21 protein-coding genes are annotated in these 25948 nt (G+C 69.0%); 3 read left to right on the top strand and 18 right to left on the bottom strand.

The genetic code is table 11. The features are described 5' to 3' along the window. Window positions 1–13 precede the first annotated feature (13 nt). The gene (locus DPV79_RS04210) at window positions 14–289 is read right to left on the bottom strand and encodes a hypothetical protein (protein WP_113044861.1); all 276 of its coding nucleotides are present in this window, start codon (window positions 287–289) and stop codon (window positions 14–16) included. A 127-nt stretch (window positions 290–416) separates the two neighbouring features. Between DPV79_RS04210 and DPV79_RS04205 the strand changes: the two genes are divergently transcribed. Next, window positions 417–1775 carry an aspartate aminotransferase family protein gene (locus DPV79_RS04205; protein ID WP_113044860.1) on the top strand — a complete coding sequence of 453 codons (1359 nt, stop codon included), beginning with the start codon at window positions 417–419 and terminating at the stop codon, window positions 1773–1775. Window positions 1776–1936: 161 nt separating this feature from the next. On the opposite strand, the gene DPV79_RS04200 is transcribed toward DPV79_RS04205, so the two are convergent. Next, a complete protein-coding gene (locus DPV79_RS04200) occupies window positions 1937–3121 on the bottom strand; it encodes a M20 aminoacylase family protein (protein ID WP_113044859.1) in 1185 nt (394 codons plus the stop codon). A gap of 49 nt (window positions 3122–3170) precedes the next feature. After that, on the bottom strand, window positions 3171–4403 hold the full coding sequence (locus tag DPV79_RS04195) for a diaminopropionate ammonia-lyase (RefSeq protein WP_113044858.1): 1233 nt from the start codon (window positions 4401–4403) through the stop codon (window positions 3171–3173). A 180-nt stretch (window positions 4404–4583) separates the two neighbouring features. Between DPV79_RS04195 and DPV79_RS04190 the strand changes: the two genes are divergently transcribed. Next, window positions 4584–5060 (top strand): Lrp/AsnC family transcriptional regulator, encoded by a 477-nt coding sequence (locus tag DPV79_RS04190; RefSeq protein WP_027790255.1) that lies wholly within the window; start codon window positions 4584–4586, stop codon window positions 5058–5060. An 85-nt stretch (window positions 5061–5145) separates the two neighbouring features. Here DPV79_RS04190 and DPV79_RS04185 read toward each other — a convergent pair whose 3' ends face one another. The 8 genes from DPV79_RS04185 to DPV79_RS04150 form a co-directional block, all read right to left on the bottom strand. Continuing rightward, a complete protein-coding gene (locus DPV79_RS04185) occupies window positions 5146–6870 on the bottom strand; it encodes a tannase/feruloyl esterase family alpha/beta hydrolase (protein ID WP_113044857.1) in 1725 nt (574 codons plus the stop codon). A gap of 28 nt (window positions 6871–6898) precedes the next feature. Beyond that, the gene (locus DPV79_RS04180) at window positions 6899–8038 is read right to left on the bottom strand and encodes a porin (RefSeq protein ID WP_021158633.1); all 1140 of its coding nucleotides are present in this window, start codon (window positions 8036–8038) and stop codon (window positions 6899–6901) included. A gap of 67 nt (window positions 8039–8105) precedes the next feature. Next, entirely contained in the window at window positions 8106–9311 is a 1206-nt protein-coding gene (mhpT, locus tag DPV79_RS04175; protein WP_059651509.1) for a 3-(3-hydroxy-phenyl)propionate transporter MhpT, read from the bottom strand. A gap of 263 nt (window positions 9312–9574) precedes the next feature. Further along, the gene (locus tag DPV79_RS04170) at window positions 9575–10069 is read right to left on the bottom strand and encodes a MarR family winged helix-turn-helix transcriptional regulator (protein ID WP_059487681.1); all 495 of its coding nucleotides are present in this window, start codon (window positions 10067–10069) and stop codon (window positions 9575–9577) included. A 170-nt stretch (window positions 10070–10239) separates the two neighbouring features. Beyond that, window positions 10240–11991 (bottom strand): acyl-CoA dehydrogenase, encoded by a 1752-nt coding sequence (locus DPV79_RS04165; protein ID WP_113044910.1) that lies wholly within the window; start codon window positions 11989–11991, stop codon window positions 10240–10242. A 10-nt stretch (window positions 11992–12001) separates the two neighbouring features. Further along, entirely contained in the window at window positions 12002–13906 is a 1905-nt protein-coding gene (locus DPV79_RS04160) for a feruloyl-CoA synthase (protein ID WP_113044856.1), read from the bottom strand. A gap of 101 nt (window positions 13907–14007) precedes the next feature. Next, on the bottom strand, window positions 14008–15459 hold the full coding sequence (locus tag DPV79_RS04155; protein ID WP_113044855.1) for an aldehyde dehydrogenase: 1452 nt from the start codon (window positions 15457–15459) through the stop codon (window positions 14008–14010). A 43-nt stretch (window positions 15460–15502) separates the two neighbouring features. Further along, window positions 15503–16330 (bottom strand): p-hydroxycinnamoyl CoA hydratase/lyase, encoded by an 828-nt coding sequence (locus tag DPV79_RS04150; RefSeq protein ID WP_021163522.1) that lies wholly within the window; start codon window positions 16328–16330, stop codon window positions 15503–15505. A 169-nt stretch (window positions 16331–16499) separates the two neighbouring features. On the opposite strand from DPV79_RS04150, the gene DPV79_RS04145 reads away from it, so the two are divergent. Further along, complete coding sequence (locus DPV79_RS04145) at window positions 16500–17390, top strand: amidohydrolase family protein (RefSeq protein WP_059676673.1); 891 nt, start codon at window positions 16500–16502, stop codon at window positions 17388–17390. 30 nt (window positions 17391–17420) lie between these two features. On the opposite strand, the gene DPV79_RS04140 is transcribed toward DPV79_RS04145, so the two are convergent. The 7 genes from DPV79_RS04140 to DPV79_RS04110 form a co-directional block, all read right to left on the bottom strand. Further along, complete coding sequence (locus DPV79_RS04140) at window positions 17421–18320, bottom strand: SMP-30/gluconolactonase/LRE family protein (RefSeq protein WP_113044854.1); 900 nt, start codon at window positions 18318–18320, stop codon at window positions 17421–17423. 51 nt (window positions 18321–18371) lie between these two features. Continuing rightward, a complete protein-coding gene (araH, locus tag DPV79_RS04135; protein ID WP_059688109.1) occupies window positions 18372–19397 on the bottom strand; it encodes an L-arabinose ABC transporter permease AraH in 1026 nt (341 codons plus the stop codon). Between the two features lie 30 nt (window positions 19398–19427). After that, complete coding sequence (araG, locus tag DPV79_RS04130) at window positions 19428–21005, bottom strand: L-arabinose ABC transporter ATP-binding protein AraG (protein WP_060067996.1); 1578 nt, start codon at window positions 21003–21005, stop codon at window positions 19428–19430. Between the two features lie 20 nt (window positions 21006–21025). Further along, the gene (locus DPV79_RS04125; RefSeq protein ID WP_059688111.1) at window positions 21026–22039 is read right to left on the bottom strand and encodes an arabinose ABC transporter substrate-binding protein; all 1014 of its coding nucleotides are present in this window, start codon (window positions 22037–22039) and stop codon (window positions 21026–21028) included. A gap of 92 nt (window positions 22040–22131) precedes the next feature. After that, window positions 22132–23061, bottom strand: a complete 930-nt coding sequence (locus DPV79_RS04120; protein WP_113044853.1) for a Gfo/Idh/MocA family protein — start codon at window positions 23059–23061, stop codon at window positions 22132–22134. Between the two features lie 36 nt (window positions 23062–23097). After that, the gene (locus tag DPV79_RS04115) at window positions 23098–24027 is read right to left on the bottom strand and encodes a dihydrodipicolinate synthase family protein (RefSeq protein WP_113044852.1); all 930 of its coding nucleotides are present in this window, start codon (window positions 24025–24027) and stop codon (window positions 23098–23100) included. A gap of 127 nt (window positions 24028–24154) precedes the next feature. Continuing rightward, window positions 24155–25906: an IlvD/Edd family dehydratase gene (locus DPV79_RS04110; RefSeq protein ID WP_027790240.1), complete on the bottom strand. Its 1752-nt coding sequence runs from the start codon at window positions 25904–25906 to the stop codon at window positions 24155–24157. Window positions 25907–25948 lie beyond the last annotated feature (42 nt).

Here is a 25948-nt window from a genome sequence, read left to right as displayed (position 1 = left end):
CCGGGGCAACGACCTACTCGCCGGCAGCCGCTACCGCACCCGTCGCCGGCTCGCGCCCAGCCGAAGCAGCCGGTTCGAACGCCAGCACCAGATCGCCGTGACCACTCCCGATGGTCGAGGTCGCCCCGCTGACGACCGGCACATGGGCGCTGACTTTCAAGTTGCGGGTTTCGTCGTAGCCGTCAAAGCCGTCGTGCCCGGGCTCGACCAGCGTGATCGTGCGAGCGGCGCCGGATACGATTTCCGCGTCGCCTGTCTTGCCCGTCAGCACGCCCCTTGCGTCGGCCATGTTGTCGCGACCGGTCGACAGCCGCAGCGGATATTCGCGCGCCCCCTCGCCTCGGTAATTCCGCCTCTGTTCAGCCCCCTGCCGGCCGCGCTATCGTTTCTCCTTCTTCACAGCCCAGGAGCTGCCTTTGCCTTCCCGCCACGGAGTCGACCTCATCCGCGCCCGCGCGCTGTTCGATCGCGAGCGCCAAGCGTTCACCGAAGCCATGCCGGTCTCCCGCGCCCTGTCCGCGGAAGCGTCCGAGCACTTGCTGTTCGGCGTGCCGTTGCACTGGATGCAGGACTGGTCGACGCCGTTCTCGCTGTATGTGAAGGAGGCGCGCGGCGCGACGTTCACCGACGTCGACGGCCATCGATATGTCGATTTCTGCCTCGGCGATACGGGCGCGATGTTCGGCCACGCGCCCGAACCTGTCGCGCGTGCGCTCGTCGAACAGGCGACGCGCGGCTACACGACGATGCTGCCGAGCGAAGACGCCGCATGGGTGTCGCGCGAACTCGCACGCCGCTTCAAGCTGCCGGTCTGGCAATTCGCATTGAGCGCGAGCGACGCGAACCGCTTCGTGCTGCGCTGGGCGCGCGCGGCCACCGGCCGCAACACGATCGTCGTGTTCAACGGCTGTTATCACGGCACGGTCGACGACGTATTCGTCGATCTCGTCGACGGCCGCCCGGTGCAGCGCGACAGCCTGCTCGGGCAAGCCTACGACCTGCTCGCCAACACGCGCGTCGTCGAATTCAACGACCTGGCCGCGCTCGAAGCTGCGCTGAAGGATGGCGACGTGGCATGCGTGCTGGCCGAGCCCGCGATGACGAACATCGGGATGGTGCTGCCCGACCCGGGCTTCTGGGCGGCCGCGCGCGAACTGACGCGCCGCTACGGCACGCTGCTCGTGATCGACGAGACGCACACGATCAGCAGCGGCCCGGGCGGCTACGCGGTCGCGCACGATCTCGACGCGGACATGCTGGTGGTCGGCAAACCCATCGCGGGCGGCGTGCCGTGCGCGGTGTACGGGTTCAGCGCCGAATTCGCGGAACGCGCGAAGCAGGCGAAGCTGAACGCGCCGCCCGGCCATTCGGGCATCGGCACGACGCTCACCGCGAACATGCTCGCGATGCATGCGATGCGCGCGACGCTCGCCGAAGTCGCGACCGACGCCGCGTATGCGCACATGTTCGAACTCGCCGCGCGGCTGGCGACGGGGCTCGAACAGGCGATCGCGAAACACGGGTTGCCGTGGTGCGTGACGCGCATCGGCGCGCGCACCGAGTTCCAGTTCGCACCCGTGCCGCCGCGCAACGGCACGATCGCCGGCGCGCAACTCGACAGCGAACTCGAGCACATCGTGCACCTGTACCTGCTGAATCGCGGCGTGCTGATCACGCCGTTCCACAACATGATGCTCGTGTGTCCGCAGACGACGGCCGACGATGTCGACCGGCTCGTCACGCAATTCGACGCGTGCCTGGGGGAACTGGTGTGACGCAGTGACGTTCGCGGCGAATGCGCATCGTGCGGGCACGGCACTGTCGGTGTGCTCGCGATGCGCTGCCGCGTTGCAGAACCGCTCGTGTCGCCGAACGGCAAAGCGGCCCGCCATCAAGCGAGCCGCTTCCCGTGATACGTCAATCGCGCGACGACACGTTACACCGCCCGCAACGCCCGCCGCGCCACTTCCGCGAAATACCGCGCGCCCACCGGCAGGATCGCGTCGTTGAAGTCATACGTAGCGTTATGCAGCGGCACGCCGCCGAGGCCACCCGCTTCACCGTTGCCGATGAACACGAAATTGCCGGGCACCGCCTGCAGGAACGCGCCGAAATCCTCCGAGATCATCATTGGCTGCACGTCGGCGTTCACCGCCTCCGCGCCCGCGACCTGCGCCGCGGCCCGCACCGCCGTGTCGACCCACTCCGGCGAATTCACCGTCGGCGCGAACTCGTGCGTGTACTCGAACGTGCACGCCGCGCCGTGCGTGCGGCAGATCCCTTCGCTGATCTCGCGCATCCGCGTTTCCAGCAGCGCCTGCACGTCGCGCGAATAGCTGCGCGTGTCGCCCTTGATCGTCACCGTCGACGGCAGCACGTTGCGCAGCCCGTCGGTGATGAACTCCGTGCAGGAGATCACCGCCTGCTGGCCCGGGTCGAGATTGCGCGACACGATCGTCTGCAGCGCGAGCACGACCTGCGCGCCGATCACGATCGGATCGATGCCCATGTGCGGCCGCGCCGCATGCGTGCCGCGCCCGTCGATCCGGATCACGAAGTTGTCCTCGCTCGCCATGATGCCGCCCGCGCGCGTCGAGAAGGTGCCCGCGCGCATGCCCGGCATGTTGTGCGCGCCGAAGATCGCGTCGACCGGGAAGCGCTCGAACAGCCCGTCGGCCATCATCGCCTTCGCGCCGCGGCCATGCTCCTCGGCCGGCTGGAAAATGAAACGCACCGTCCCGTCGAAATCCTTGCGCTCGGCCAGCAGCCGTGCAGCACCGAGCACCATCGACATGTGACCGTCGTGCCCGCACGCGTGCATCTTGCCCGGCGTGCGCGACGCATGTTCGCGGCCCGGCGCGTGCTCGGCGATGTTCAGCGCGTCCATGTCCGCGCGGATGCCGATCGCGCGCTTGCCGGTGCCGGCCGTCAGGTTCGCGACGAGCCCCGTACCGCCGATCCCGCGATGCACGTCGAGCCCGAGCGTCGTCAGGATGCGCGCGACATAGTCCGACGTGTTCACCTCTTCGAAACCCGTCTCTGGATGCTGGTGCAGGTGGCGGCGCCAGGTCTTCAGTTGCCCCTGCAGCGTGCTTTCGTCGATTGCGTCGATTGCGTCCATTGCGTTTGCCTCGTCGGTCGTAGTCGGTCGTCGTCGGTCGTGATGTCGTTCAGGCCGCCAGCGTCGCACGGTCCAGCCAGTCGCGCTGCCGCGCGAGCACGGCGTCGGCCGCCTCGCCGACGCAGCTCCGGTACACGGACGGTGCCGTCGCGCCTTCCGTATTGATCGCCAGCACGCGCGAATGCGCGTCGAGCCCCACCTGCCGCGCGCGTGCCGGGTCGCGCATCAGCACGTCCAGCCCCGCGATGCCGGCCGCGCCCGATTCGCCGGCCACGACCGGCACGTCGCGTTCGCTGCCGGCCGCGAGGCCGCGCATCGCCTGCACCGCGTCTTCGTCGTCGATCAGCATGAAATGGTCGATGCACATCTCGAGGAAATCCCACGCCAGCGGCGACGCCTCGCCGCACGCGAGCCCGGCCATCACCGAATCGACGCTGCCGCTCGCCTTGGTGGCGCGCCCGGCCAGTGCACTCTGGTACAGGCAGTCGGCCTGGCGCGGCTCGACGACGATGAAATGCGGCCGCTCCACGCCGTCGCGCTCCCACAGATAACTCGCGACACCTGCGGCGAGGCCGCCCACGCCGCCCTGCAGCAGCACATGCGTGAACGGCCGCCCGTCGTCCCGCGCCGCCTGCGCGGCGGCCTCGGCGGCGATCACGCCGTAGCCCTGCATCACGTCGCGCGGAATCGCTTCGTAGCCGTCGTACGACGTATCCGACACGACGTACCAGCCGTTCGCCTGCGCGAGCTGTGCCGCGCAGACCACCGATTCGTCGTAGTTCCCCGCGATGCGCACGATCCGCGCGCCGTACGCGGAGATCGCGCGCTCACGCTCCGCGTCGACGTTCGCGTGCAGCACGATCACGCACCCGCAGCCGATCGCGCGCGCAGCGGCGGCGAGCGCGCGGCCGTGATTGCCGTCGGTCGCGCTGATCACCGTCAGGTCGGCCAGTTCGGACGCATAGCGGCCGGTGACGAGCCCTTGCGGATCGAGATCCTGCTGGCGGCGCAGCCGCTTCACGAGCCGCACCAGCGCGATCGGCGCCCCAAGCGCCTTGAAGCTGCCGAGCGGCGAGCGGCACGACTCGTCCTTCACGCTGACGCTCGCGACGCCGAGCCGCGCGGCGAGATCCGGCAGCACGCGAAGCGGCGTGCGCGCGTGGCCGACGAGCGGCCAGTGCGACAGCCACGCGCCGCTTTCGTCGGCCGACGCGATGTTCATCACGCGTCGCAGCGCGTGGGGATAGGCGGCGCGCGATGCGCGGGGGTTGGCGATCAGCATGGCGAAAGGCTCGGGAACAGGGCCGCGCCGGCGGCCCGTCGGGTGGATCGGATCGGGCAAGCGCGGGTTGCGCTCGCCGTCGGTTGGAAAAATAATATTGCGCATCCCGGTCAATAAAATCGCCGAATCGACCGCCGATACGCAAAAATTTCTCATTCTTTCGAGGTTTCACACACCGTCATGACCACCCCACTCGATGCGTTCGATCGCAAGCTGCTGATGGAAATCCAGCGCGACGCGCAGACGCCGCAGAGCGAACTCGGCGCGCGCGTCAACCTGTCGACCGCGGCCGTGAACCGGCGCCTGAAACGTCTCGCGGACGACGGCGTGATCGAGCGCTACACCGCCGTCGTCGCACCGGACAAGGTCGATCATCCGCTGACGATCGTCGTCAACGTCGAGGTCGAAAGCGAGCAGATCGACCAGCTCGACGCGATGAAGCGTGCGTTCGAGCGCTGCCCGCAGATCCAGCAGTGCTACTACGTGACGGGGGAATGGGATTTCGTGCTGATCGTCGCGGTGCGCAACATGGATCAGTACAACGCGCTCACGCGCGAGCTGTTCTTCGCGAACAACAACGTGAAGCGGTTCAAGACGCTGGTGAGCATGAGCCGCGTGAAGGTCGGGCTCGAGGTGCCGGTCGATCCGGGCGAATGAATGAGTGAATGCGTGAGCGATTGCACACAAGAAGCGGCCGGCACGCGATCGCGCGCGCACCGGCCGTTTCCCATCGACGGCTACGTCAGCGACAACTGAAGCTCGCCGCCGAATTCACGTCGCCAGAACCGTTGTAGCGCGCCACCTGCGGATACGGGCACAGCGGACGCGTACGCCCCGCGCCCCATGACGCCGGCACATCCGCACTCGGCACCGCGTTCGTCGCGTCGCGCGCGGCGGCCACCACCGTAGCGGGCGCCTGCCCCTGCTCGACCCACGCGACGAGCGGCGTCAGCAGGTCGAACTGGTCGGCCGCCGGCCCGCCCGAACAGTGGTTCATCCCCGGCACCGGATAAAGGCGCGCGAAATCCGACGCATCGCCGCCGTTCGCCTGTGCGAGCCGCGCATACCAGTCACGCGTGTCGTCGAACGAGAACACCGGGTCGCCCGTGCCGTGATAGACGAGCAGCTTCGCGCCGCGCGCCTTCAGCGCGGACAGGTTCGTCTCGTCGGGCGGCGTCATGAACGTCCACGCGGATTGCGTGTACGTACCGTTCGTCGCGAAGATCGCCGGTGCGTCGTTGTCCATGTCGAAGCCGAGCGCGAAACCGGGCAGGTTCGCGAGCGTCGCGGTACTTTTCGGCGGCGTCGTGAACGTGAACGCCATCGCGGCCGGATCGAGCGTGATCGAATTCGACTGCTTCCACGCGGCCCAGCCGCCACCGGCAATGCCCGGGTCGTACGGAAAGCCCGCGTAGAGCGCCGTGCCCGCGCTGTTGCGTGCGCCCGTGAACACGTTCTCGAGCGCGGTCTTCTGTGCGGGCGTCAGGCACGCGCCCGTGCGCGTGCCGTTCGCGCAAGTCGGGACGTCCGACTCGACGCTGAAGTGCGCCTGGCACGCGGCGACGTCCTGCACCATCCCGTCGGCCGCGCCGTCGAGCGCATCGCATTTCTCGAGGATCTTCGCGCCGACGAACTGCCGCTCCGCGTCGGTGAAGCCGCTACGGATGTCCGGCAGCCCGTTCGTGCCGGTCGCCGAGGCGATCTTCGCGAACTGCTGCGCGCCGTACATCTCGCCGATCGCCGCCTTCGGCAGATGAAAACCCGGATCGCCCGCGATGATGCCGTCGTAGTCGGCCGGGTTGCGCACGGCGGTGACCATCGCGTGACGGCCGCCGTTCGAGCAGCCGCCGAAATAGCTGCGGTCGGGCGCCTTGCCGTACGCGAGCCGGATCACCTGCTTCGCCATCGGCGTGAGCGCGTCGACCGCGCCGTAGCCGTAGTCGATGCGCGCCTGCGGATCGAGGCCGAACAGCGGATTCTGCGCCGCACTGTGCCCGGAATCCGAACTGATCACGGCGAACCCCATGTTCAGCGCATCGTTCAGCGGCCCGCCGCCGCCGATCTCGCCGGTCGCGGTCACGACATTGCCGTCGAGCCCGCCGTTCGCCTGGTAGAAGAAACGGCCGTTCCACGCCTTCGGCAAGCGCATCTCGAAGCCGATTGCGTAGGTCTTGCCGTCCACCGCGCTCACGCGCTGGTTCATCTTCCCTTCGATCACGCAGTGCTCGGCGACCGGCTTGCCGGCCACCGTCAGCGCGCCCGCGGCCGCGGTCGTCACCGACGTGAACGACGTGTTCGCATACGCGAGCTTCGCGGCGAGCGCGTCGCAGGTCTGCGTCATCGCGGCCGGCGTCGCGGCGCTCATATGTGTCGGCGTGGCGTTGACCGAATCGTCGCCGCCGCACCCGGCAAGCATCGCTGCCGCGGACAGCGGTGCAATGCAAAGGAATGCAGATTTTCTGTTCAAGATATCCCTCGTTCGTCAGGCTGCCGAATCAGAACATGTGCCGCACGCCGACCATCGCGCCGAGCTGGCCCATCCCTTCGCCGGGCGTCGTGCCGGGCCCGCCGCCGCTGACCGCGTAGCGCGCATGCGCGCTGTTCCACAGATACGACGATTGCGCATAGACGGCCGTGCGCTTGGTCAGCAGATAGGTCGCGCGCAGCGTGGCCATCGTCGCGCGCGTGTCGTGCGCGCTGTTGACGATCCGGTAGCCCTCGCCGTCGACGACGAAATCCGGCTTCACCGCATACGACGCGCCGACGAAGAACAGGTCCGAATGCGCACCCGGCGCGGCCGGCGAACCGGTCGACACGCGCCGCCCGATCCACCCCGCGCCGATCCGCGCGCCGGCCGCCTGCGCATACGCGCTCACGTGCGCGCGAGCGTCCTTGCCGCCGCTGCTCGTGAAAGGAACGGGCGCCACGCCGTCGAAGAAGTTGGCGGCCGCGCCGGTGCCGCCGCGCTGCTCCTCGTACGACGCCGCCGCGCCGAAATACGCGCTGTCGTACTTGAGCATCACCGACCAGTTGCGGCACTGCGTGGCGTCGCCCGGCACCTGGCCCGCGCACGTGCCCTGCCCGGGCGAGTTGCCGGTGCCCGCGCCGTCGCGGCCGAACGAATACGCGGCGCCGAGCGTCACGCCGCGATAGGTGCCGACGTAGGTCACCGCGTTGTCGGAGCGGCCGTTCGGCACGTACGCATCGAACGAGCCGAGCCCGTAGATGTCGGGGCCGATGATGTCCGCGCCCTGCAGCGCGAGATAGGTCATCGTGTACTGGCGGCCGAACGCGAGCGTGCCGAAACCGCCCTTCAGCCCGACGAACGCCTGCCGCCCGAACAGCCGGCCGCCCTGTCCGAGATCGCCGCCGCGCACGTTGAAGCCGCTTTCGAGCGTGAACACCGCCTGGTAGCCGCCGCCGAGATCCTCGGTGCCGCGCAGGCCCCAGCGCGACGGCAGCTCGCCCGTCACGCCCGGCATGCGCACGACGTGGTCGCCGGCCGCGTTCGCGTGCGACACGAACTCGACGCCCGTGTCGATGATCCCGTACAGCGTCACGCTCGACTGCGCGTGCGCGCCGGTCGCGGCCAGCGCGCATGCGCCGGCCGCCAGCAAGGCTTTGGTGTGCTTCATGGTGTTCGTCTCCAGACCTGTGTCGTAATCGCGCTCTACCGGCGCTCGTGGTTGAAATGGGAAGAAATCAGTCGTGCGCCTGCGGGCGCCGGATCAGCATCAGCGCAGCGACGGCGGCGACGAGCGTGACGGGAATGCTCGCGCCGATCACGACCGACGCGCTGCGGCCCATGGCGAGCAGTTCGGCGGCGGCGAGCGGCCCGACCACCGAGCCGAGGCGGCCGACGGCAACGGCGGAGCCGACGCCAGTGCCACGCATCGCGGTCGGGTAATAGATCGCGGCCAGCGCATACAGCACCGACTGGCCGCCGACGACGAACATCCCGGCCGCGAACGCGGCGGCGGACAGCCACAGGAGCCCGGGCGCGATCGCCAGCGCGGCAAGCGACAGCACGATCCCCGCGTACATGCCGCCGACCACGCGCGACGGACGCAAGCGGTCCATCGACATCCCGATGCCGAGCACGCCGAGGCCGCTGCCGATGTTGAAGAAGATCTGCACGATCCCGGCCTGGCTGCGCGCGAGCCCCTTCGCGGCCATCAGCGACGGCAGCCAGTTCAGCAGGAAATACAGCACGATCAGCGTGCAGAAGTAGCTGAGCCACAACGCCAGTGTCGTGCCGGTACGCGAGCCGCCGAACAGCGTCTGTCCGACGCTGGGGCGCGCCGCGCCCGATGCGCTGACGTCGAGGAACGCGCGCGATTCGGGCAGCAGTGCGAGCAGCAGCGGCGCGAGCAGCAGCGGGCCGACGCCCCCGACATAGAAAATGTGCCGCCATTCGGTGTCACCTGCGAGCAGCACGCCGATCAGCGACGCGATCACGCCGCCGAACGGAATCCCGCAGTACATCACGGCCACCGCGCTGCTGCGCGAGCGTGCGTCGACCGCTTCCGACGACAAGGCTATGAGGTTCGGCATCGCGCCGCCGAGGCCGAGGCCGGTCAGCGCACGAACGGCGACCAGCATCGCGAAGCTCGACACCTGCGCGGTCGCGATCGACAGCAGCCCGAACAGGCAGACCGACGCGATCAGCACGTGCTTGCGGCCGACCCGGTCGGCCAGCCAGCCGCCGAGCATCGCGCCCGGCAGCAGGCCGAACGTGCCCGCGCTGAACGCGAGCCCCATCTGTGAAACCGAGAGCCCGAATTCGTGGGCCATGCGCGGTGCCGCGACGCCGACCGACTGCAGGTCGAGCCCCTCGAGCAATGCGATCGCGAAACACAGGCCGAGCGTCGTCGCGACGGCCGGCCTTGCGGCAACGGAAGTGTCCATGCTGTCTCCTAACCGTGACTCGCGCGGCATACGCGGAACGCATGCGCGGTGTCCTTGCTTTATCGTGATCGGGTCTCGTCTGTTTATCAGGTAACCTGATTAAGAACCCGAAAGAAAATCCCGTCGAGGGACGGGATGATTTAATAACAGGTAACCTGATATTTCAAGTGTCGCGAGCGCGGTGTTAACCCGCAACCCGTTCGCGACCCGCGGCATGGCGCGGTGCGGCCGGAGAAACCGGAACGAAAGACGCGGCGGCGTGCTCAGTCGCGCAGGTTGCGCACGAACAGCTCGAGCGTGCGGTGAACCTGCGCGACGTCGTCGGCGCTCACGTCGTCGCCGAGCATCCGGCGTTCGAGCGGCCGCAGCACCTGCTCGCATTCGCGCAGGATTGCCGAGCCCTCGTCGGTCAGACGCAGCAGGATCACGCGGCCATGGCTGGGATCGGCCTCGCGCGTCACGAAGCCGCGAGCGGCCATCGCAACCATCACTTCGTTCGCGGATTGCGGCGTGATGAACGAGCGCACCGCGAGTTGCGCATTGGACAGCGCGCCGCGCGCCTCGAGCACCGACAGCGCCGTGTACTGCGCGAGCGTCACACCGAGCGGCACGAGCGCATCGCTCATCTGGCGGCGCAGCAGCCGGTCGAGATTGCCGATCAGGTAGGTAAGCCGCTGCTGCGAACGCGTGCGCGGCCTGGCTTCGCTGGCGCGGGCCGTGCGTTTCGGGCCGGCCGGTTTGACGGGTGTCGAACTCATGAACGTGTCGGAAGGAGGATCGCGGGCCATCTTACCTCACGCGGTCCGTATATCAGGCCGTAATCGGCCCGTATATCAGCCCGTATATCGGCCGGTAATCGGCCCGCACGGCGGCTCGTGCCGGCCGGCGAGCCGCCCCGGGGGCCGTCCACGCCCGGCTCGGACAAACCTCATGCCGCGGCAACCGGCAACGCCGCGCGGCAGCCCGCGTCCACCAGCGCGAGCCGGTGTGCGAATGCCGCGAGCGGATAGTCGAAGAAGTAGGTGCCGACCGCGCGCTTGCCCGCACGGAACGAATCGTCTCCCGGCGCATCGCCGACGATGCGCAGCGTGCGCGCCCACGCGAACGCGAGCAGCAGCCAGCCGACCAGCGCGAGATAGTCGTCCGCGACGCGGTAGGGCAGATCCGGATCGTGCTCGCTCGCGCGGATCACGCCGGCCGTCACGCGCTCGAGGTCCGCGCACAGCGTGGCGACGCGCGCCCCGGCGTCCCTCGCCCGCTCGTCCGCTGCCGCCTGGACGCTCTGCGCGGCTTCCGCGCGAATCAACTCGAGCAGCGCATGCAGCGCCTCGCCGCGATCCCCCAGCACCTTGCGCACCAGCAGATCGATCGCCTGGATCTCGTTGGTCCCTTCGTACAGCATCGACACGCGGCAATCGCGCAGCGTCTGTTCGATCCCGTATTCGTGAACGTAACCGTAGCCGCCGAATACCTGCAGCGCGTTCGACGCGGCCGCGAAGCCGTTCGCGGTGAAGAACGCCTTGGCGACCGGCGTGAGCAACGATGCCAGCCGCGCCGCCGCGAGCCGTGCCGGCGGCTGCGGATCGTGCGCGGCGACGTCGAGCCAGTGCGCGATCCAGTAGCCGATCGCGCGCTCGCCTTCGACGATCGCCTGCGCATCGAGCAGGATGCGGCGGATCGCGGCGTGTTGCGCGATCGGCGCCGCCCTGCCCTGCACGCGCTCGCGCGCATAGGCCGATGCGGCCTGCCATGCGCTCTGCGCATGCCCGACACCCTGCATGGCGACCTGCAGGCGCGCCGCGTTCATCATCACGAACATCGATGCGAGCCCGCGATGCGGCTCGCCGACGAGCCAGCCCGCGGCCGCGTCGAAACGCATCGTGCAGGTCGGGCTTGCCTTCAGCCCCATCTTCTTCTCGATGCCGTCGCACCAGACGCCGTTGCGCACGCGGCCGCCCGGCGCGTCGAGCCATTTCGGCACGACGAACAGCGACAGCCCCTTCGTTCCCGCCGGCGCATCGGGCAGCCGCGCGAGCACGAGGTGCACGATGTTGTCGGTCAGGTCGTGCTCGCCGCCGGTGATGAACAGCTTGCTGCCGCTGATCCGGTAGCCGTCGGCGGCCGGGTCCGGCACTGCCTGCGTGCGCAGCAGGCCGAGATCGCTGCCCGCCTGTGGCTCGGTGATGCACATCGTCGTCAGCCACTCGCCGCTCGCGATCTTCGGCAGCACGTCGCGCTTCAGGCGCTCGCCGCCGTGCGCGCGCAGGCACGCCACCGCGCCGTGCGTGAGCCCTGGCGACATCAGCCACGCATAGTTCGCCCCCGCGAGCATCTCCTGCAGCGCGACGTCGAGCAGATGCGGCAGCCCCTGGCCGCCGCAATCGGCGTCGAGCGCGAGCGTCGGCCAGCCGGCGTCGACGTAGTCGCGGTACGCATCGCGAAAGCCCGCCGGCATCGTCACGCCGGCACCGTCGAACCGGCAGCCCTCGAGATCGCCGGTCGAATCGAGCGGCGCGATGCGTTCGACCACGAAGCGGGCAGCCTCGTCGAGCACCTGCCCGGCGGTCGACAGGTCGAGCTCCGCCCAGTCGGGCACGCGGCGCCACAGCGCCGGCGCATCGAGCCATTCGCCGATCACGAACAGCATGTCGCGCAACGGCGCGCAATACGCGTTGCTCATCGCGCGCACCTCATGCGCGGCGCGCCGTGCCGGCGACGATCACGCCCGCGTCGGCCGCGCCCGGTTCGTACATCGCGTCGACCACCGCCGCACGGTGCATGAGCACCGCACGCTGGTTGATCGAGCCCTTGTCGGTGACTTCGCCGAGATCGAGCGAAGGCGGCGTATCGAGCACGCACAGCCGCGTGACGAACGTCGCGCTGCCGGTCGCATCGCGGTTCAGGCGCTCGAGCAGCGCCGCGAAGAACGCCCGCACCTCGGGCGCCTGCAGGACGGTGCGCACGTCGGCGTCCGGTGCCGCGCCGGCCAGGCGACGGCAATCGTCGACGCGCGGGAAGATCATCACGCCGACGTCGTCGCGGTTCATCCCCGTGACGACCGCGTCCTGCACGTAAGGCGCGCCGTTCGATACGATCCGCGCGCGCATGGGCCCGACGCTCACGAAGGTGCCTGACGACAGCTTGAAATCCTCCGCGATGCGCCCGTCGAACATCAGGCCGATCTCCGGCCGCGCGGGATCGACGAAACGCACCGCATCGCCGCTGCGGTAGTAGCCCTCCTCGTCGAATACCTCGCGCGCGTCGTCGCCGCTCGCGCGCCAATAACCGGCCATCACGTTCGGCCCGCGAAAGCGCGCCTCGAGCTTGCCGTCGACCGGCACCAGCTTCGCGTCGCAGCCGGGCGCGGGCAGGCCGATGTAGCCGGCCCCCGACACCGGCCCGGTGGTGAACATGCACGATGGCGCGGCCTCGGTCATCCCGAGGCCCGCCATGATCCGGATGCGCTCGCCGCAGTGCGCGAGCGTCACGCGCTCGAGCCGGTCCCACGCGGCCTGCGACAGTCCGGCGCCCGCGAAGAAATACATCTTCACGCGCGAGAAGAAGGTTTCGCGCAGCGCGGCATCCGTTTCGAGCGCCGCGGCCAGTTCTTCCCAGCCCTTCGGCACGTTGAAATACACGGTGGGCGCGATCTCGCGCAGGTTGCGCAGCGTCTCGCCGAACTTGCCGGCGACCGGCTTGCCGTCGTCGATGTACAGCGTGCCGCCGTTGTACAGCGCGATGCCGACGTTATGGCTGCCGCCGAACGTGTGATTCCACGGCAGCCAGTCGACCAGCACCGGCGGCTCCAGGCCGAACTGCGGAAACGTCTCGAGCAGCATCTGCTGGTTGCTGCACAGCATCCGGTGCGTGGTCGGCACCGCCTTCGGCAGCCGTGTCGACCCAGACGTGAACAGGAATTTCGCGATCGTGTCGCCGGTGATCGCATCGTGCGCGGCATCGACGCTGCCCGGTGTCGTGTCGAGCAGCGACGAGAAACGCGTGACGCCATCCATCCCGTCGGGTGCCGACACGACCACGCGCTCGACATCAGGCGGCACCGACGCGTCGAGCGCGGCACGAAACGCCGCGCCGTCCGACGCGAAGACCAGCCCGGGCGTGAGCACGGCGAGCGCGTGGCGCAGCTTGCCGTAATCGCTCGACACGAGCGAATACGCGGGCGACAGCGGCGCATGCGGAATGCCGGCCCACATCGCGCCGAACGCGATTTGCAGATGTTCGAGGTCGTTGCCCGACAGGATCGCGACGGGCCGCTCGGCCGACAGCCCGCGATCGAGCAGCGCCTGGCCGATCGCGCGGGCGCGCTCGAGCATCTGCGCATACGTGATGCCGATCCACGTACCGTCGGGCCCGCGCCGCGCGACCAGCCAGCGGTCCGGATGCGCGCGCGCGCCGCTCGCGAGCCGGTCGGTCAGCCGGCGTGGGTACGCGCCGAGCGGGGTCGTCGCGCGCAAGGTCCAGCAGCCGTCGCGTTGCACGATCTCCGGCGGCGCCGTGCCGATCGCCACGGGGCGATAGCCGGCGGGAACGCGCTGGGCGGCAGCCGCGTCGCGCAGTTGGGTCGGATCCGCATCCAAGTTCTGTCTCCGGTCGGTTCCGCCCCGCGCGCGTGCGCGCGCCGGGCGGAGACTTCATTGTGTCGTTGTCTTATCTGGGGCGCCGCGGCGCCCGGGACGGCTCAGATCGGGTAGTGACGCGGCGCGGTCTGGACCGTGATCCAGCGCAGGTCGGTAAACTCGGCGATCGACGCCTTGCTGCCGAACCGGCCGTAGCCGCTTGCCTTCACGCCGCCGAACGGCATCTGCGCCTCGTCGTGCACCGTCGGGCCGTTGATGTGGCAGATACCCGATTCGATCTGCTTCGCGACCTGCATCGCGCGCGCGATATCGCGGCTGAACACCGCCGCCGACAGCCCGTACTCGCTGTCGTTCGCGGCCGCGAGCGCGGCGGCGTCGCCGTCGACGCGCTGCACGGTCACCACCGGCCCGAACGATTCGTCCGCATACAGCTGCATGTCGCGCGTGACACCGTCGACGATCGTCGGCTGCATCACCGCGCCGTCGACTTCACAGCCGAGCGGCAGCGCGGCGCCGTGTGTGCGCGCGTCGTCCACCATCGCCGCGATCCGCTGCGCGGCGGCCGCGCTTTCGAGCGTGCCCAGCACGACGCCCGGCGCGGCCGGGTTGCCGGCCTTCAGCGTGCGTGCCTTCGCGACGAGCCGTTCGACGAACGCATCGGCGACCTTCCGATCGACGATCACGCGCTCGGTCGACATGCAGATCTGCCCCTGGTTGAAGAACGCGCCGAATGCGACCGCCTCGACCGCCGCGTCGAGATCGGCGTCGTCGAGCACGAGCACCGGCGCCTTGCCGCCGAGTTCAAGCAGCGCCGGCTTCAGGTGCTGCGCGGCGAGCGTCGCGACGATGCGGCCGACGCGTGTCGAACCGGTGAAGTTCACGCGGCGCACCGCCGGGTTCGCGATCAGCCGCTCGACGATCGCCGGCGCGTCCTGCGGCGCATGCGTGATCACGTTGACCACGCCGTCGCCGAGCCCTGCGTCGTGCAGCACGCTGCCGATCAGCCGGTGCACGCCCGGACAACCCTCGGACGCCTTCAGCACCACCGTGTTGCCGCATGCGAGCGGCATCGCGAGCGCACGGGTCGCGAGAATCACCGGCGCATTCCACGGCGCGATCCCGAGCACGACACCGCACGGCTGGCGCACGGCCATCGCGAGGCTGCCGGGCACGTCCGACGGGATCACCGCGCCGTCGATCTGCGTGGTCATCGCGGCCGCCTCGCGCAGCATGTTCGCCGCGAGCATCACGTTGAAGCCGTACCAGTTCGCCATCGCACCGGTTTCCGCGCGGCCGGTTTCGATGAATTCGCCCGCCCGTGCGTCCATCCGGTCGGCCGCCGCGAGCAGCCGCCGACGGCGCTCGGTCGGCGCGAGCACGGCCCACGCGGGGAATGCGCGCGCCGCTGCCGCGACCGCGGCGTCCGCGTCGGCAAGCGTCGCCGCGGCGGCGCGCGACGCCACCCGTCCCGTCGCCGGATCGATCCGGTCGAAGGTCCCGCCGTCCGACGCGCCGCGCGACACGCCGTCGATCAACAAACTCACTTCGTGCATTTCCGTGTCTCCACTCGGATCCGGTTGCGTGCGGCGGCGCGCGTCAGCGCTTGTACGCCTGCAGGCCCGGCTTGATGCTCTTGTCGTCGAGGAACTGCTTGAGGCCCTGCTCGCGCCCGCCTTCCGGATCGCGGTAGTTCGCCTGGTCGAGCTTCGCGTACAGGTAGTCCTCGTTCTGCTCCCAGGTCAGCTCGCGGCAACGCTTGAAGCCGTGCTTCGCGTTACGGATCACGACCGGGTTCTTGTCGAGCAGCTTCGCGGCCAGCGCACGCACCTCGTCGCGCAGCTGCGCGCGCGGCACGCTCTTGTTGACGAGCCCCATCTGCGCGGCCTGCGGGCCGGTGAAGGTGTCGCCGGTCATGATGTAGTAAAGCGCCTGGCGATGGCCCACGGTGTCGGCCATCGCCTTGCTGACGAGGTTGCCCGGCGGGATGCCCCAGTTGATTTCCGACAGGCCGAACACCGCTTCGTCGGCCGCGATCGCGAGGTCGCACGCGACGAGCGGCGAGAAGCCGCCGCCGAAGCACCAGCCGTTGACCATCGCGATCGTCGGCTTCGCATACATGCGCAGCAATTGCCACTGCCAGCGGCTCGCGTCGCGGCGAATCTTTTCCTGCAGGATTTCCGGGCCCGCGTCGACTTCGCGGAAATATTCCTTCAGGTCCATCCCGGCCGTCCAGGCGTCGCCCTCGCCGGTCAGCACGAGCACCTGCGCCTCGGCATCGAGTTCGATCGCCTCCAGCACGTCGATCATCTCCGCGTTCAGCGTCGGGCTCATCGCGTTGCGCTTGTCCGGACGGTTCAGCGTCACCCATGCGATCCCGCCCTCGACCTCGACCTTCACCGTTTTCCAGCGCCCTTCGTAACCCATTTTCGTTCTCCAATTTCGATGCCGCCCTGTGCGACTCGCGACCAATTTACTATCAGGTAACCTGATATGTAAAGTAGAATGGAAGCGGCTCCGGACAAACCCCTAAACGGGCCCGGACAGCCGATTTCGCGCCGTGCCGGCCGACGCATCACGACATGAGGAGACACGCTTGGACATCGACAACCTGATCGCCATCGACACGCACGTGCACGCGGAAGTGTCGTGCTGCCAGCCGCCGGACCTGTTCGCGAAGGCATTCGACGACGCGGCCGACAAGTACTTCGGCACCGTGCTGAAGCAGGGCCGGCGGCCGACCATTCCGGAGACGATCGCGCATTACCGCGAGCGCCGGATCGGCTTCGTGATGTTCACCGTCGACTGCGAGACGAACATCGGCCGGCGGCGCATTCCGAACGAGGAAATCGCGCAATTCGCGCAGGACAACGCCGACGTGATGATCGCGTTCGCGAGCATCGACCCGCACAAGGGCCGCTTCGGCGCGCGCGAGGCGCGCCGCCTGATCGACGAGCACGGCGTGAAGGGCTTCAAGTTCCATCCGACGATGCAGGGATGCTTCCCGAACGACAGGCTCGCCTATCCGATCTACGAGGTGATCGCGGAATACGGGTTGCCGGCCGTCTTCCACAGCGGGCATTCGGGGATGGGATCGGGGATGCGCGGCGGCGGCGGGCTGCGTCTGAAGTATTCCGAACCGATTCACCTCGACGACGTCGCAGCCGACTTCCCGGACATGAAGATCGTGATCGCGCACCCTTCATGGCCGTGGCAGGAGCAGGCGCTGTCGATCGCGCTGCACAAGCCGAACGTCTACATCGACCTGTCGGGATGGTCGCCGAAGTACTTCTCGCCCGAGCTGGTGAAATACGCGAACACGCTGCTCAGGCACAAGGTGCTGTTCGCGTCCGATTTTCCGCTGATCCGGCCGGACCGCTGGCTCGAGGATTTTCAGGGCGCCGGGTTCCGGCCCGACGTGCATTCGCTGATCCTGAAAGACAACGCGGTCGCGTTGCTGGGGCTGCAGGCCGCGCAGCAGTCGTGACCCGTCCGGCCGTGACGGCGCCGGCCGTACTCAGTTCGCGGGCTTGCCCGCGAACCGCGCGGTCGGCAGCCCCGCGTAGCGCGTGCGGGCGACGAACACGCCGCCGGCGCCGGCATCGCTCGCCAGCGCGTCGTCGCTCAGCCCGACGCGCGCGCTCGTCACGTACAGCCGGCCTTCGCCGTCGATTGCGACACAGCTCGGCTGCGCGGTCGGCACTTCGACGCGTTCCGTTTCAACGCCGTCCGGCCCGTAGCGCACCACCCGCCGGCCGCCCCACTGCGCGTTCCACAACCCGCCGTCGCGATCCATCGTCGAGCCGTCCGGGTCGCCGTCCGTATCGGTCAGCCGCGCGAACGGTCGCACGTTCGCGACATCGCCGCCCGCGCGGTAATCGCACACGAGAATCTCGCGCACCATCGAATCGCAGAAATACATCTTCGACCCATCCGGCGAGAACGCGATGCTGTTCGCGATCGCGGCCGGCGGCAGCGCGAGCCGCTGCAGCGTGAGATCCGGATTGAGCCGATAGAACCCGCCGACCGCTTGCGGCGGCTCGCTGCCTTCGTCCTTCATCCCGAACACGAATGCGCCGGCCCCATCGCAGCGCCCGTCGTTCAGCCGCGTCGGCAGATCGGGTTCGACGTCGACGATCCGCGTGAACGCACCGCTGCGCACGTCGAAGAACGCGAGATGCGTCGCGAGCCCGACGAGCAGCACGTCCGGATCATGCGTCAGCGCGAAGCATGCGAGCCGTTCCGGCATCGGCCACTGCGCGAGGCCCGAGCCGTCCGCGCGGCAGCGCCACAGCCGCGCCCCTTCGATGTCCGTCCAGTACAGCGCGTGCGTCGCGTCGCACCACGTCGCGCCTTCGCCGAGCGTGTTGCGGCTGTCCACGAGCAGCGCCGCCGCGCCCGGATGAATCTGTTGCATGCCGTCTCCCGATGTCTGTCGCCTTCGCAGGCGGCCGCGCGTTCGTCAGGGTCAGATCTTCATCGCGCGCCGCTGGTTGCGACGATACTGGTCGAACAGCACCGCGAGCAACAGAATTCCGCCGCGTATCAGATATTGGTAAAACGTCGGCACGTTCAAGAGGCTCATCGCGTCCTGCACGGAGCCCATGATCAGCACGCCGACGAGCACGCCGGAGATCGTCGCGACGCCGCCCGTCAGCGACACGCCGCCGAGCACGCACGCGGAGATCACGCCGAGCTCGAGGCCGACCGAGGTCTTCGGATCGCCGAGGCTCATCCGCGATGCGAGCATCACGCCGGCGAAGCCGGTCACGAGCCCCTGCAGCACGAACACGGTGATCTTGATGCGCATCACCGGCAGCCCCGCGAGCAGCGCCGCCTCGCCGTTGCCGCCGACGGCCAGCACGTTCTTGCCGAACACCGTCTTGCGCAGCAGGAAGCCGAACACGACGAAGCCGACGATGTTGCTCCAGATCGGATACGAGATGCCGAGGAACGACCCGCCGCCGAGATCGAAGAAGCGCTCCTCGGAGATCATCACCGCGTCGCCGTTCGACGTGATGAACGCGAGCCCGCGCACGACTTCCATCATCGCGAGCGTGACGATCAGCGAGTTGATCCGCCAGCGCGCGATCAGCACGCCGTTGACGAGCCCGACCGCGCCGCCCGCGAGCACGCCGCCGGCGATGCCGAGCACGACGCTGTGCGTCGCCGTGATCAGCGTCGACGCGACGACGCCCGAGAACGCGACGATCGACGCGACCGACAGGTCGACCTCGCCGAGCGCGAGCACGAACATCATCGTCACCGCGATCGAGCCGATCAGCGTGACCGACAGCAGCAGGCCCTGGATATTGCGCGGCGTGAGGAAGTCCGGCACGGTCAGCGACAGCGTCGCGAACAGCACGAGGAACACCATCACGATGCCGGAGCGGTTGATCAGTTGCCACACGCCGCCGCGCGCTCGCGCGGGCGCGGCCGTGGCCGCGGCATCGGGGGACGGGGAAGTGCGTTGGGGTTGCATTGCCTGGCTCATATCAGTTGCTTTCCGGTTGACTGCAGGCCGCTAACGCGGCAGCGCGAGCTTGATCAGCGCGTCGGGCGTCGCCTGCGCCTTCGCGACCTCGCCCGCGATCCGTCCTTCCTTCATCACGATGATCCGGTCCGACACGCCGATCACCTCGGCGAGGTCGCTCGACACGAGGATCACCGTGCGGCCCGCTTCCGCGAGTTCGTAGAACAGGTTGTAGATTTCCGCGCGCGCGCCGACGTCGATGCCGCGCGTCGGCTCGTCCATCAGGAACACGTCGATGCGCTCGGCCAGCCAGCGCGCGAGCACGACCTTCTGCTGGTTGCCGCCCGACAGCGCGCCGATCGGCGTGTCGCCGTCGCGGGTCTTGATCGCGAGCCGCTCGATATAGCGCTGCGCGAGTTCACGCTCGCGCCGCCCGTCGAGCAGCATGCGCGCCGGGCTGAAATGCCGGCGCGCGCTGATGTTCAGGTTGTCGGCCACCGACGCGATCGCCACGATGCCTTCCTGCTTGCGGTCTTCCGGGCACAGCGCGAGGCCGGCGCGCACCGCGTCGCGCGGGCTCCCGAACGCGACCCGCCGCCCGTTCAGCTCGACGTGCCCCGCGCTCGGGCGCGCGGCGCCGTACAGCAGCTTCATCAGCTCCGAGCGGCCCGCGCCGACCAGCCCGAAGAAGCCGACGATCTCGCCGCGCCGCGCGGTGAACGACACGGGCTCGGCGAGCCCGGGCCCCGCCAGCCCCTTCGCCTCGATCAGCACGTCGCCGGGTGTGCGCGGCCGGTAGCCGTACACGTCCTCGATCGAGCGGCCGACCATGCAGCCGATCAGCCGGTCGCGATCGAGATCGGTCACGGACTCGAACGTCTCGATGCGACGGCCGTCGCGGAACACGGTCACGCGATCGCACAGTTCATACACTTCTTCCATCCGGTGCGTGACGTAGATGATCGCGCGGCCTTCCGCGCGCAGTGCACGGATGATCCGGAACAGTTGCGCGGTCTCGCGCGCGGACAGCGAGCTCGTCGGTTCGTCGAACGCGATCACGCGCGCGTCGCGCATCAGCGCCTTGCCGATCTCGATCATCTGGCGCTGGCCGATCGACAGATACTTCACCGGAATGCCCGGATCGATGTGCTCGCCGAGCCGCTCCAGCGCATCGAGCGCACGCACGGCAAGCGCGCGTTCGTCGACCACGCCGAGCCGGCTCGGCAGCTGCCCGAGCATCAGGTTTTCCGCGACCGTCAGCTCGGGCACGAGATGCAGTTCCTGGTAGATGATCGCGATGCCGGCCTCCAGCGCCGCGCGTGTCGACGCGAAGTGCTGCACCGCGCCGTTCAGCGTCAGCGTGCCGGCCTGCGGCTGGTTCACGCCGGACAGCACCTTCAGCAGCGTCGACTTCCCCGCGCCGTTCTCGCCCATCAGCCCGTGCACTTCGCCCGCGCGCACCGACAGCGACACGGCGTCGAGCGCGCGCACGCCCGGGAACGTCACCGTGATGCCGTCGAGCGCGAGCAGCGCCGCGTCCGGCCGCGACGTGCCGGCTGCGGCGGCTGCGGCGGCCATGCCGGCGTCCGTGCTGCCGGCGGATACGGTCGTCATCGTCTGCGTCGTCATCGCTTGCTCGCCCCGCACGCTCAGATGCCGAGTTCGGCGCGCACGGCCTGCCAGTTCGCGCGCGTCATCAGCTTGCCGCTCGTCTGCGTGTCGGCCGGCGGCGTCTTGCCGTTGCGAATCCAGTCGACGAGGTTCTGCGTGCTGTCCTTGCCGTGGTTCGTCGAGCTGACGGCGATCGTCCCGTAGAAGCCGGTCGGCTCCTTCTTCTGGAATTCGGCAAACGCCTCGCCGGCACCGTTGATGCCGACGCCGATCACGTCGGCGGCCGGAATATGCAGCTGTTCGGTCGCGCGCACCGCGCCGAGCACGGTTTCCTCGTTCAGCGCGTAGACCACCCACTTCTTGATGTTCGGATGCCGCGCGAGCACGGGCGCGGCCGCGCTGAAGCCGCCTTCGTCGTCGGTCGTCTTCTGCGGCGCATCGAAGATGTTCTCCTGGCGGAAGCCGTTCGCGAGCAGCGCCTGCGTCGCGCCGTCGGTGCGCAGCTTCGCGGTCGGCAGCTCGTAGTTCGTGATCCGCAGCGCACCGACTTCCTCGGGCTTCCAGCCGCGTCGCTTCATCTCGTCGGAAATCGCCTGGCCGACCTGGTTGCCGATCTTGGTCGCCGACATCCCGAGGTGCGGCACGTTCGACAGCGGCTTGCCGGTCGAATCGACGAGCTGGTCGTCGACGGTCACGAACTTCATGTTGTAGCGCTTCGCACGCGCGGCGATCGCCGGCCCGAGGCGCACGTCGGGCGCGCAGATCACGAAACCCTGCGCGCCTTGCGAACCGAGGTTGTCGATCGCGGCCAGCACCTTCTCGCCGTCGGGCGTGCCGATCTTCACGACCGAGAAATTCTCCTTCTGGCCGAGCGCGGACGCCGCGTTCTGCTCGTTGATGAACCATGCCTGCTCGGGCATCTTCACCAGGAAGCCGATCTTCAGCGGCGCGTCGGCGCGCGCGGCGCCCTGCATGCCGAGCGGCGCGATGCACAGCGCGGCGAGCAGCGCGCGCAGGGTGTGTCGGCGAATCGTGTGGGTCGTGCGGTTCATGCGGTGTCTCCTTGATGTCGGCTTGTGCCGTAATGATTCGTCGTGCGCGATCGCGCCGCAGCGCGCCCGCATAGTCAGCATAGTCAGCGCAGTCAGCGTCCGAACGCGTCGGCCTGCACGCGCCGGCCGAACAGGAACGCATCGGCGACGAGCCGCAACGGCCGCACGTCGACGTCGCTTTCACCCCGCGCGATCAGCGCATGGAAGTGCGCATACAGCGCCGGATACTCGCGTTCGGGCCCGATCTCGACCGGCTCGCCCGCGATCGACAGTTGCGCGCCGCCGCGGCTGATCGCGAGCACGCCGTCGGCCGTGTCGACCGCGATTTCCCATTGCTCGACCGGGCCGTGCCGCCAGTCGAATTCCGCGCGCACGGGCACGCCGTCGGTATCCGTGCAATCGAGCTCGGCGGCGATCGGCGTCTGCACGTCGCTCGGCACGATCAGCGTTGCCTCGCGCAGCACGAGCTCGCGCGGCAGGATCCGCGTGACGATCGACAGCGCGTTGATGCCCGGATCGAACACGCCGAGGCCGCCGGGTTCCCAGATCCATTGCTGCCCCGGGTGCCAGCGCCGCACGTCCTCCTTCCAGCGCACCTGCACCGCGCGGATCGTGCGGGTCGCGAGCCACGCGCGCGCGGGCTCCACCGCGCTCGCGCAGCGCGAATGCCACGTGGCGAACAACGTGAGCCCGCGCTCGCGCGCGAGCGCCTCCAGCACGGCCACTTCGCCGAGCGTCGCGCCCGGCGGCTTCTCGAGCATCACGTGCTTGCCGGCTTCGAGCGCGGCGCGCGCCTGCGCGTAGCGCACCTGCGGCGGCGCGCACAGCGACACGGCGTCGAGCTCGCGCTCGGTGGCCAGCAGCGCGCGCAGGTCGCGATAGTTGCGCACGCCGGCGACTTCCGCATGGCGGCTCGCGCACGCGGTCAGCTTGAAGCCCGGTTCGGCGTCGATCGCCGGCAGATGCTGGTCGCGCGCGATCTTGCCGACGCCGACGATACCCAGCGAAACCTGATCACTCATCGTGCATGCCTCCTTCGCGAATCGTTCGGTGGTCGTTCAGTGCGCCCAGCGCAGCACGAGCGGATCGAGCCGGCGCGCGATCGCGAGCAGTTCCGCGCGCGTGTCCGGATGCAGTTCCGGCATCGGATGCCGCGGCCGCTCGCACGCGATCACGCCGCCTTCGCGCATCAGCGCCTTCGCGGTGAGGATCCCGGACTGGCGGTTCTCGTGATTGATCAGCGGCAGCCACGCCTGATAGCGCTCGAAAGCGTCGTCGCGGCGCCCTTCGCGCCAGGCTTCGAGAATCGGCCGGATACCGTCCGGAAACCCGCCGCCCGTCATCGCGCCGGTCGCGCCGGCATGGAGGTCGGCGAGCAGCGTGATCGCCTCCTCGCCGTCCCATGGCCCCTCGATCGCGTCGCCGCCGAGCCGGATCAGTTCGCGCAGCTTGTTCGCCGCCCCGGGTGTCTCGATCTTGAAGTACGCGACCTGCTCGATCTCGCGCGCCATCCGTGCGAGGAACGGGGCCGACAGCACCGTGCCGCTCGCGGGCGCATCCTGGATCATGATCGGGACGTCGATCGCGTCCGAAACGCGCGCAAAGAAGTCGAAGACCTGCGCTTCCGGCACGCGGAACGTCGCGCCGTGATAGGGCGGCATCGCCATCACCATCGCCGCGCCGAGCTGCTGCGCGCGCAGGCTGCGCGCCGCGCACACCTGCGTGCCGTAGTGCGACGTCGTGACGATCACCGGCACGCGGCCCGCGACGTGTTCGAGGATCGTGCGCGTGAGCACGTCGCGTTCGTCGTCGGTGATCGCGAACTGCTCGGAGAAATTCGCGAGGATGCACAGCCCGTCGGAACCCGCGTCGATCATGAAATCGACCGCGCGTTTCTGGCTCGCGAGGTCGAGCTCGCCGGTGTCGGTGAAGGTCGTCGGGACGACGGGGAAGATGCCGCGATAGCGCGGCGTGCTGCTCGATGTCATGGTTCGCGTCCTGCTTCGGCGTCGGTGGCGACCGCCGTCATGCGTTCACGGTTTCACGAAGCGGGCCCGGGCGGGCCCGCAACCGGCTGCGGCGCGCGTGTGTGGCACCTCTCGCGCCGCCTGCCGCTCAATGCGAATGGCTCGGCACGTCCGCGCCGCGCGTGCCGACCAGGAAGTCGAGATCGCACCCCTCGTCGGCCTGCAGCACGTGATCGATGTACAGCCGTGCGTAGCCGCCCTTGCCGAGCTGCCCGGCCACGCCCGGCGCCGCGGTCGGATCGACGTCCGACAGGCGGCGCTGCAGTTCGTCATCCGGAATGTCGAGATGCAGCGTGCCGGCCTCGCAGTCGAGCTCGATCCAGTCGCCGTTGCGCACGGCCGCGAGCGGCCCGCCGGCGGCGGCCTCCGGCGCCACATGCAGCACGACCGTGCCGTACGCGGTGCCGCTCATCCGCGCGTCGGAAATCCGCACCATGTCCTTCACGCCCTGGCGCAGCAGCTTCGGCGGCAGCCCCATGTTGCCGACCTCGGCCATCCCCGGATAACCGCGCGGCCCGCAGTTCTTCAGCACGAGCACCGAGCTGGCGTCGACGTCGAGCGCCTCGTCGTTGATCGTCGCCTTGTAGTGGTCGAGGTTCTCGAACACCACCGCGCGGCCGCGATGCTTCAGCAATTCGGGGCTCGCCGCCGACGGCTTCAGCACCGCGCCGCGCGGCGCGAGGTTGCCGCGCAGGATGCAGATGCCGCCGTCCGCGATCAGCGGCCGGTCGAGCGGGCGAATCACTTCGTCGTCGTAGTTCGGCGCTTCGCGCACGTTGTCCCACAGCGACTTGCCGTTCACCGTCAGCGCGTCCGGGTGCGGCAGCAGCCCGCCTTCGCCGAGCCGGCGCAGCACGGCCGGCAGCCCGCCCGCGTAATAGAACTCTTCCATCAGGAAGCGCCCCGACGGCATCAGGTCGACGATCGTCGGCGTGTCGCGGCCGATGCGCATCCAGTCCTCCAGTTCGAGCGGCACGCCGATGCGGCCCGCGATCGCCTTCAGGTGGATCACCGCGTTCGTCGAGCCGCCGATCGCCGCATTCGCGCGGATCGCGTTCTCGAACGCCGCGCGCGTGAGGACCTTCGACAGCACGAGCCCTTCGAGCGCCATCTCGACGATGCGGATGCCGGACATGTGCGCGAGCACGTAGCGGCGCGAATCGACGGCCGGGATCGCCGCGTTGTGCGGCAGCGCGACGCCGAGCGCCTCGGCCATGCACGCCATCGTCGACGCGGTGCCCATCGTGTTGCAGGTGCCGGCCGAGCGCGACATGCCGGCTTCGGCCGACAGGAAGTGATGCAGGTCGATCTCGCCGGCCTTCAGGGATTCATGCAGCTGCCACACGGCCGTGCCGGAGCCGATGTTCCTGCCTTCGAGCTTGCCGTTCAGCATCGGGCCGCCCGACACGACGATCGCCGGCACGTCGCAGCTCGCCGCGCCCATCAGCAGCGCGGGCGTCGTCTTGTCGCAGCCGGCGAGCAGCACGACCGCGTCGATCGGATTGCCGCGGATCGCTTCCTCGACGTCCATCGACGCGAGGTTGCGCGTGAGCATCGCCGACGGGCGCAGGTTCGATTCGCCGTTCGAGAACACCGGGAACTCGACCGGGAAACCGCCCGCTTCGAAGATCCCGCGCTTCACGTGCTCGGCGAGCTTGCGGAAGTGCGCGTTGCACGGCGTCAGTTCGGACCACGTGTTGCAGATGCCGATGATCGGACGGCCATCGAACTCGTGATCGGGGATGCCCTGATTCTTCATCCAGCTCCGGTACATGAAGCCGTTCTTGTCGTTCGTGCCGAACCATTGGGCGGAGCGCAGCCTGGGTTTTGTTGCCGACATCGTCAGTCCTGTGGTGACGGGATACCGGCGCAGTCTAGGCAG

It is taken from the genome of Burkholderia reimsis (assembly GCF_003294055.1).
GTDB lineage: Bacteria > Pseudomonadota > Gammaproteobacteria > Burkholderiales > Burkholderiaceae > Burkholderia > Burkholderia cepacia.
The sequence above is the reverse complement of the archived record's forward strand: the minus strand, read 5'-3'. Positions and strand labels throughout refer to the sequence as shown.

What these genes read in the sequence shown, in the direction of transcription:
- araH (WP_059688109.1), bottom strand. Translation starts at nt 19,397, where the DNA reads ATGAGCCAGGCAATGCAACCCCAACGCACTTCCCCGTCCCCCGATGCC.
- DPV79_RS04165 (WP_113044910.1), bottom strand. Translation starts at nt 11,991, where the DNA reads ATGAGCAACGCGTATTGCGCGCCGTTGCGCGACATGCTGTTCGTGATC.
- araG (WP_060067996.1), bottom strand. Translation starts at nt 21,005, where the DNA reads ATGACGACGCAGACGATGACGACCGTATCCGCCGGCAGCACGGACGCC.
- mhpT (WP_059651509.1), bottom strand. Translation starts at nt 9,311, where the DNA reads ATGGACACTTCCGTTGCCGCAAGGCCGGCCGTCGCGACGACGCTCGGC.
- DPV79_RS04155 (WP_113044855.1), bottom strand. Translation starts at nt 15,459, where the DNA reads ATGCACGAAGTGAGTTTGTTGATCGACGGCGTGTCGCGCGGCGCGTCG.
- DPV79_RS04210 (WP_113044861.1), bottom strand. Translation starts at nt 289, where the DNA reads ATGGCCGACGCAAGGGGCGTGCTGACGGGCAAGACAGGCGACGCGGAA.
- DPV79_RS04180 (WP_021158633.1), bottom strand. Translation starts at nt 8,038, where the DNA reads ATGAAGCACACCAAAGCCTTGCTGGCGGCCGGCGCATGCGCGCTGGCC.
- DPV79_RS04190 (WP_027790255.1), top strand. Translation starts at nt 4,584, where the DNA reads ATGACCACCCCACTCGATGCGTTCGATCGCAAGCTGCTGATGGAAATC.
- DPV79_RS04195 (WP_113044858.1), bottom strand. Translation starts at nt 4,403, where the DNA reads ATGCTGATCGCCAACCCCCGCGCATCGCGCGCCGCCTATCCCCACGCG.
- DPV79_RS04120 (WP_113044853.1), bottom strand. Translation starts at nt 23,061, where the DNA reads ATGAGTGATCAGGTTTCGCTGGGTATCGTCGGCGTCGGCAAGATCGCG.
- DPV79_RS04110 (WP_027790240.1), bottom strand. Translation starts at nt 25,906, where the DNA reads ATGTCGGCAACAAAACCCAGGCTGCGCTCCGCCCAATGGTTCGGCACG.
- DPV79_RS04125 (WP_059688111.1), bottom strand. Translation starts at nt 22,039, where the DNA reads ATGAACCGCACGACCCACACGATTCGCCGACACACCCTGCGCGCGCTG.
- DPV79_RS04140 (WP_113044854.1), bottom strand. Translation starts at nt 18,320, where the DNA reads ATGCAACAGATTCATCCGGGCGCGGCGGCGCTGCTCGTGGACAGCCGC.
- DPV79_RS04115 (WP_113044852.1), bottom strand. Translation starts at nt 24,027, where the DNA reads ATGACATCGAGCAGCACGCCGCGCTATCGCGGCATCTTCCCCGTCGTC.
- DPV79_RS04200 (WP_113044859.1), bottom strand. Translation starts at nt 3,121, where the DNA reads ATGGACGCAATCGACGCAATCGACGAAAGCACGCTGCAGGGGCAACTG.
- DPV79_RS04170 (WP_059487681.1), bottom strand. Translation starts at nt 10,069, where the DNA reads ATGAGTTCGACACCCGTCAAACCGGCCGGCCCGAAACGCACGGCCCGC.
- DPV79_RS04150 (WP_021163522.1), bottom strand. Translation starts at nt 16,330, where the DNA reads ATGGGTTACGAAGGGCGCTGGAAAACGGTGAAGGTCGAGGTCGAGGGC.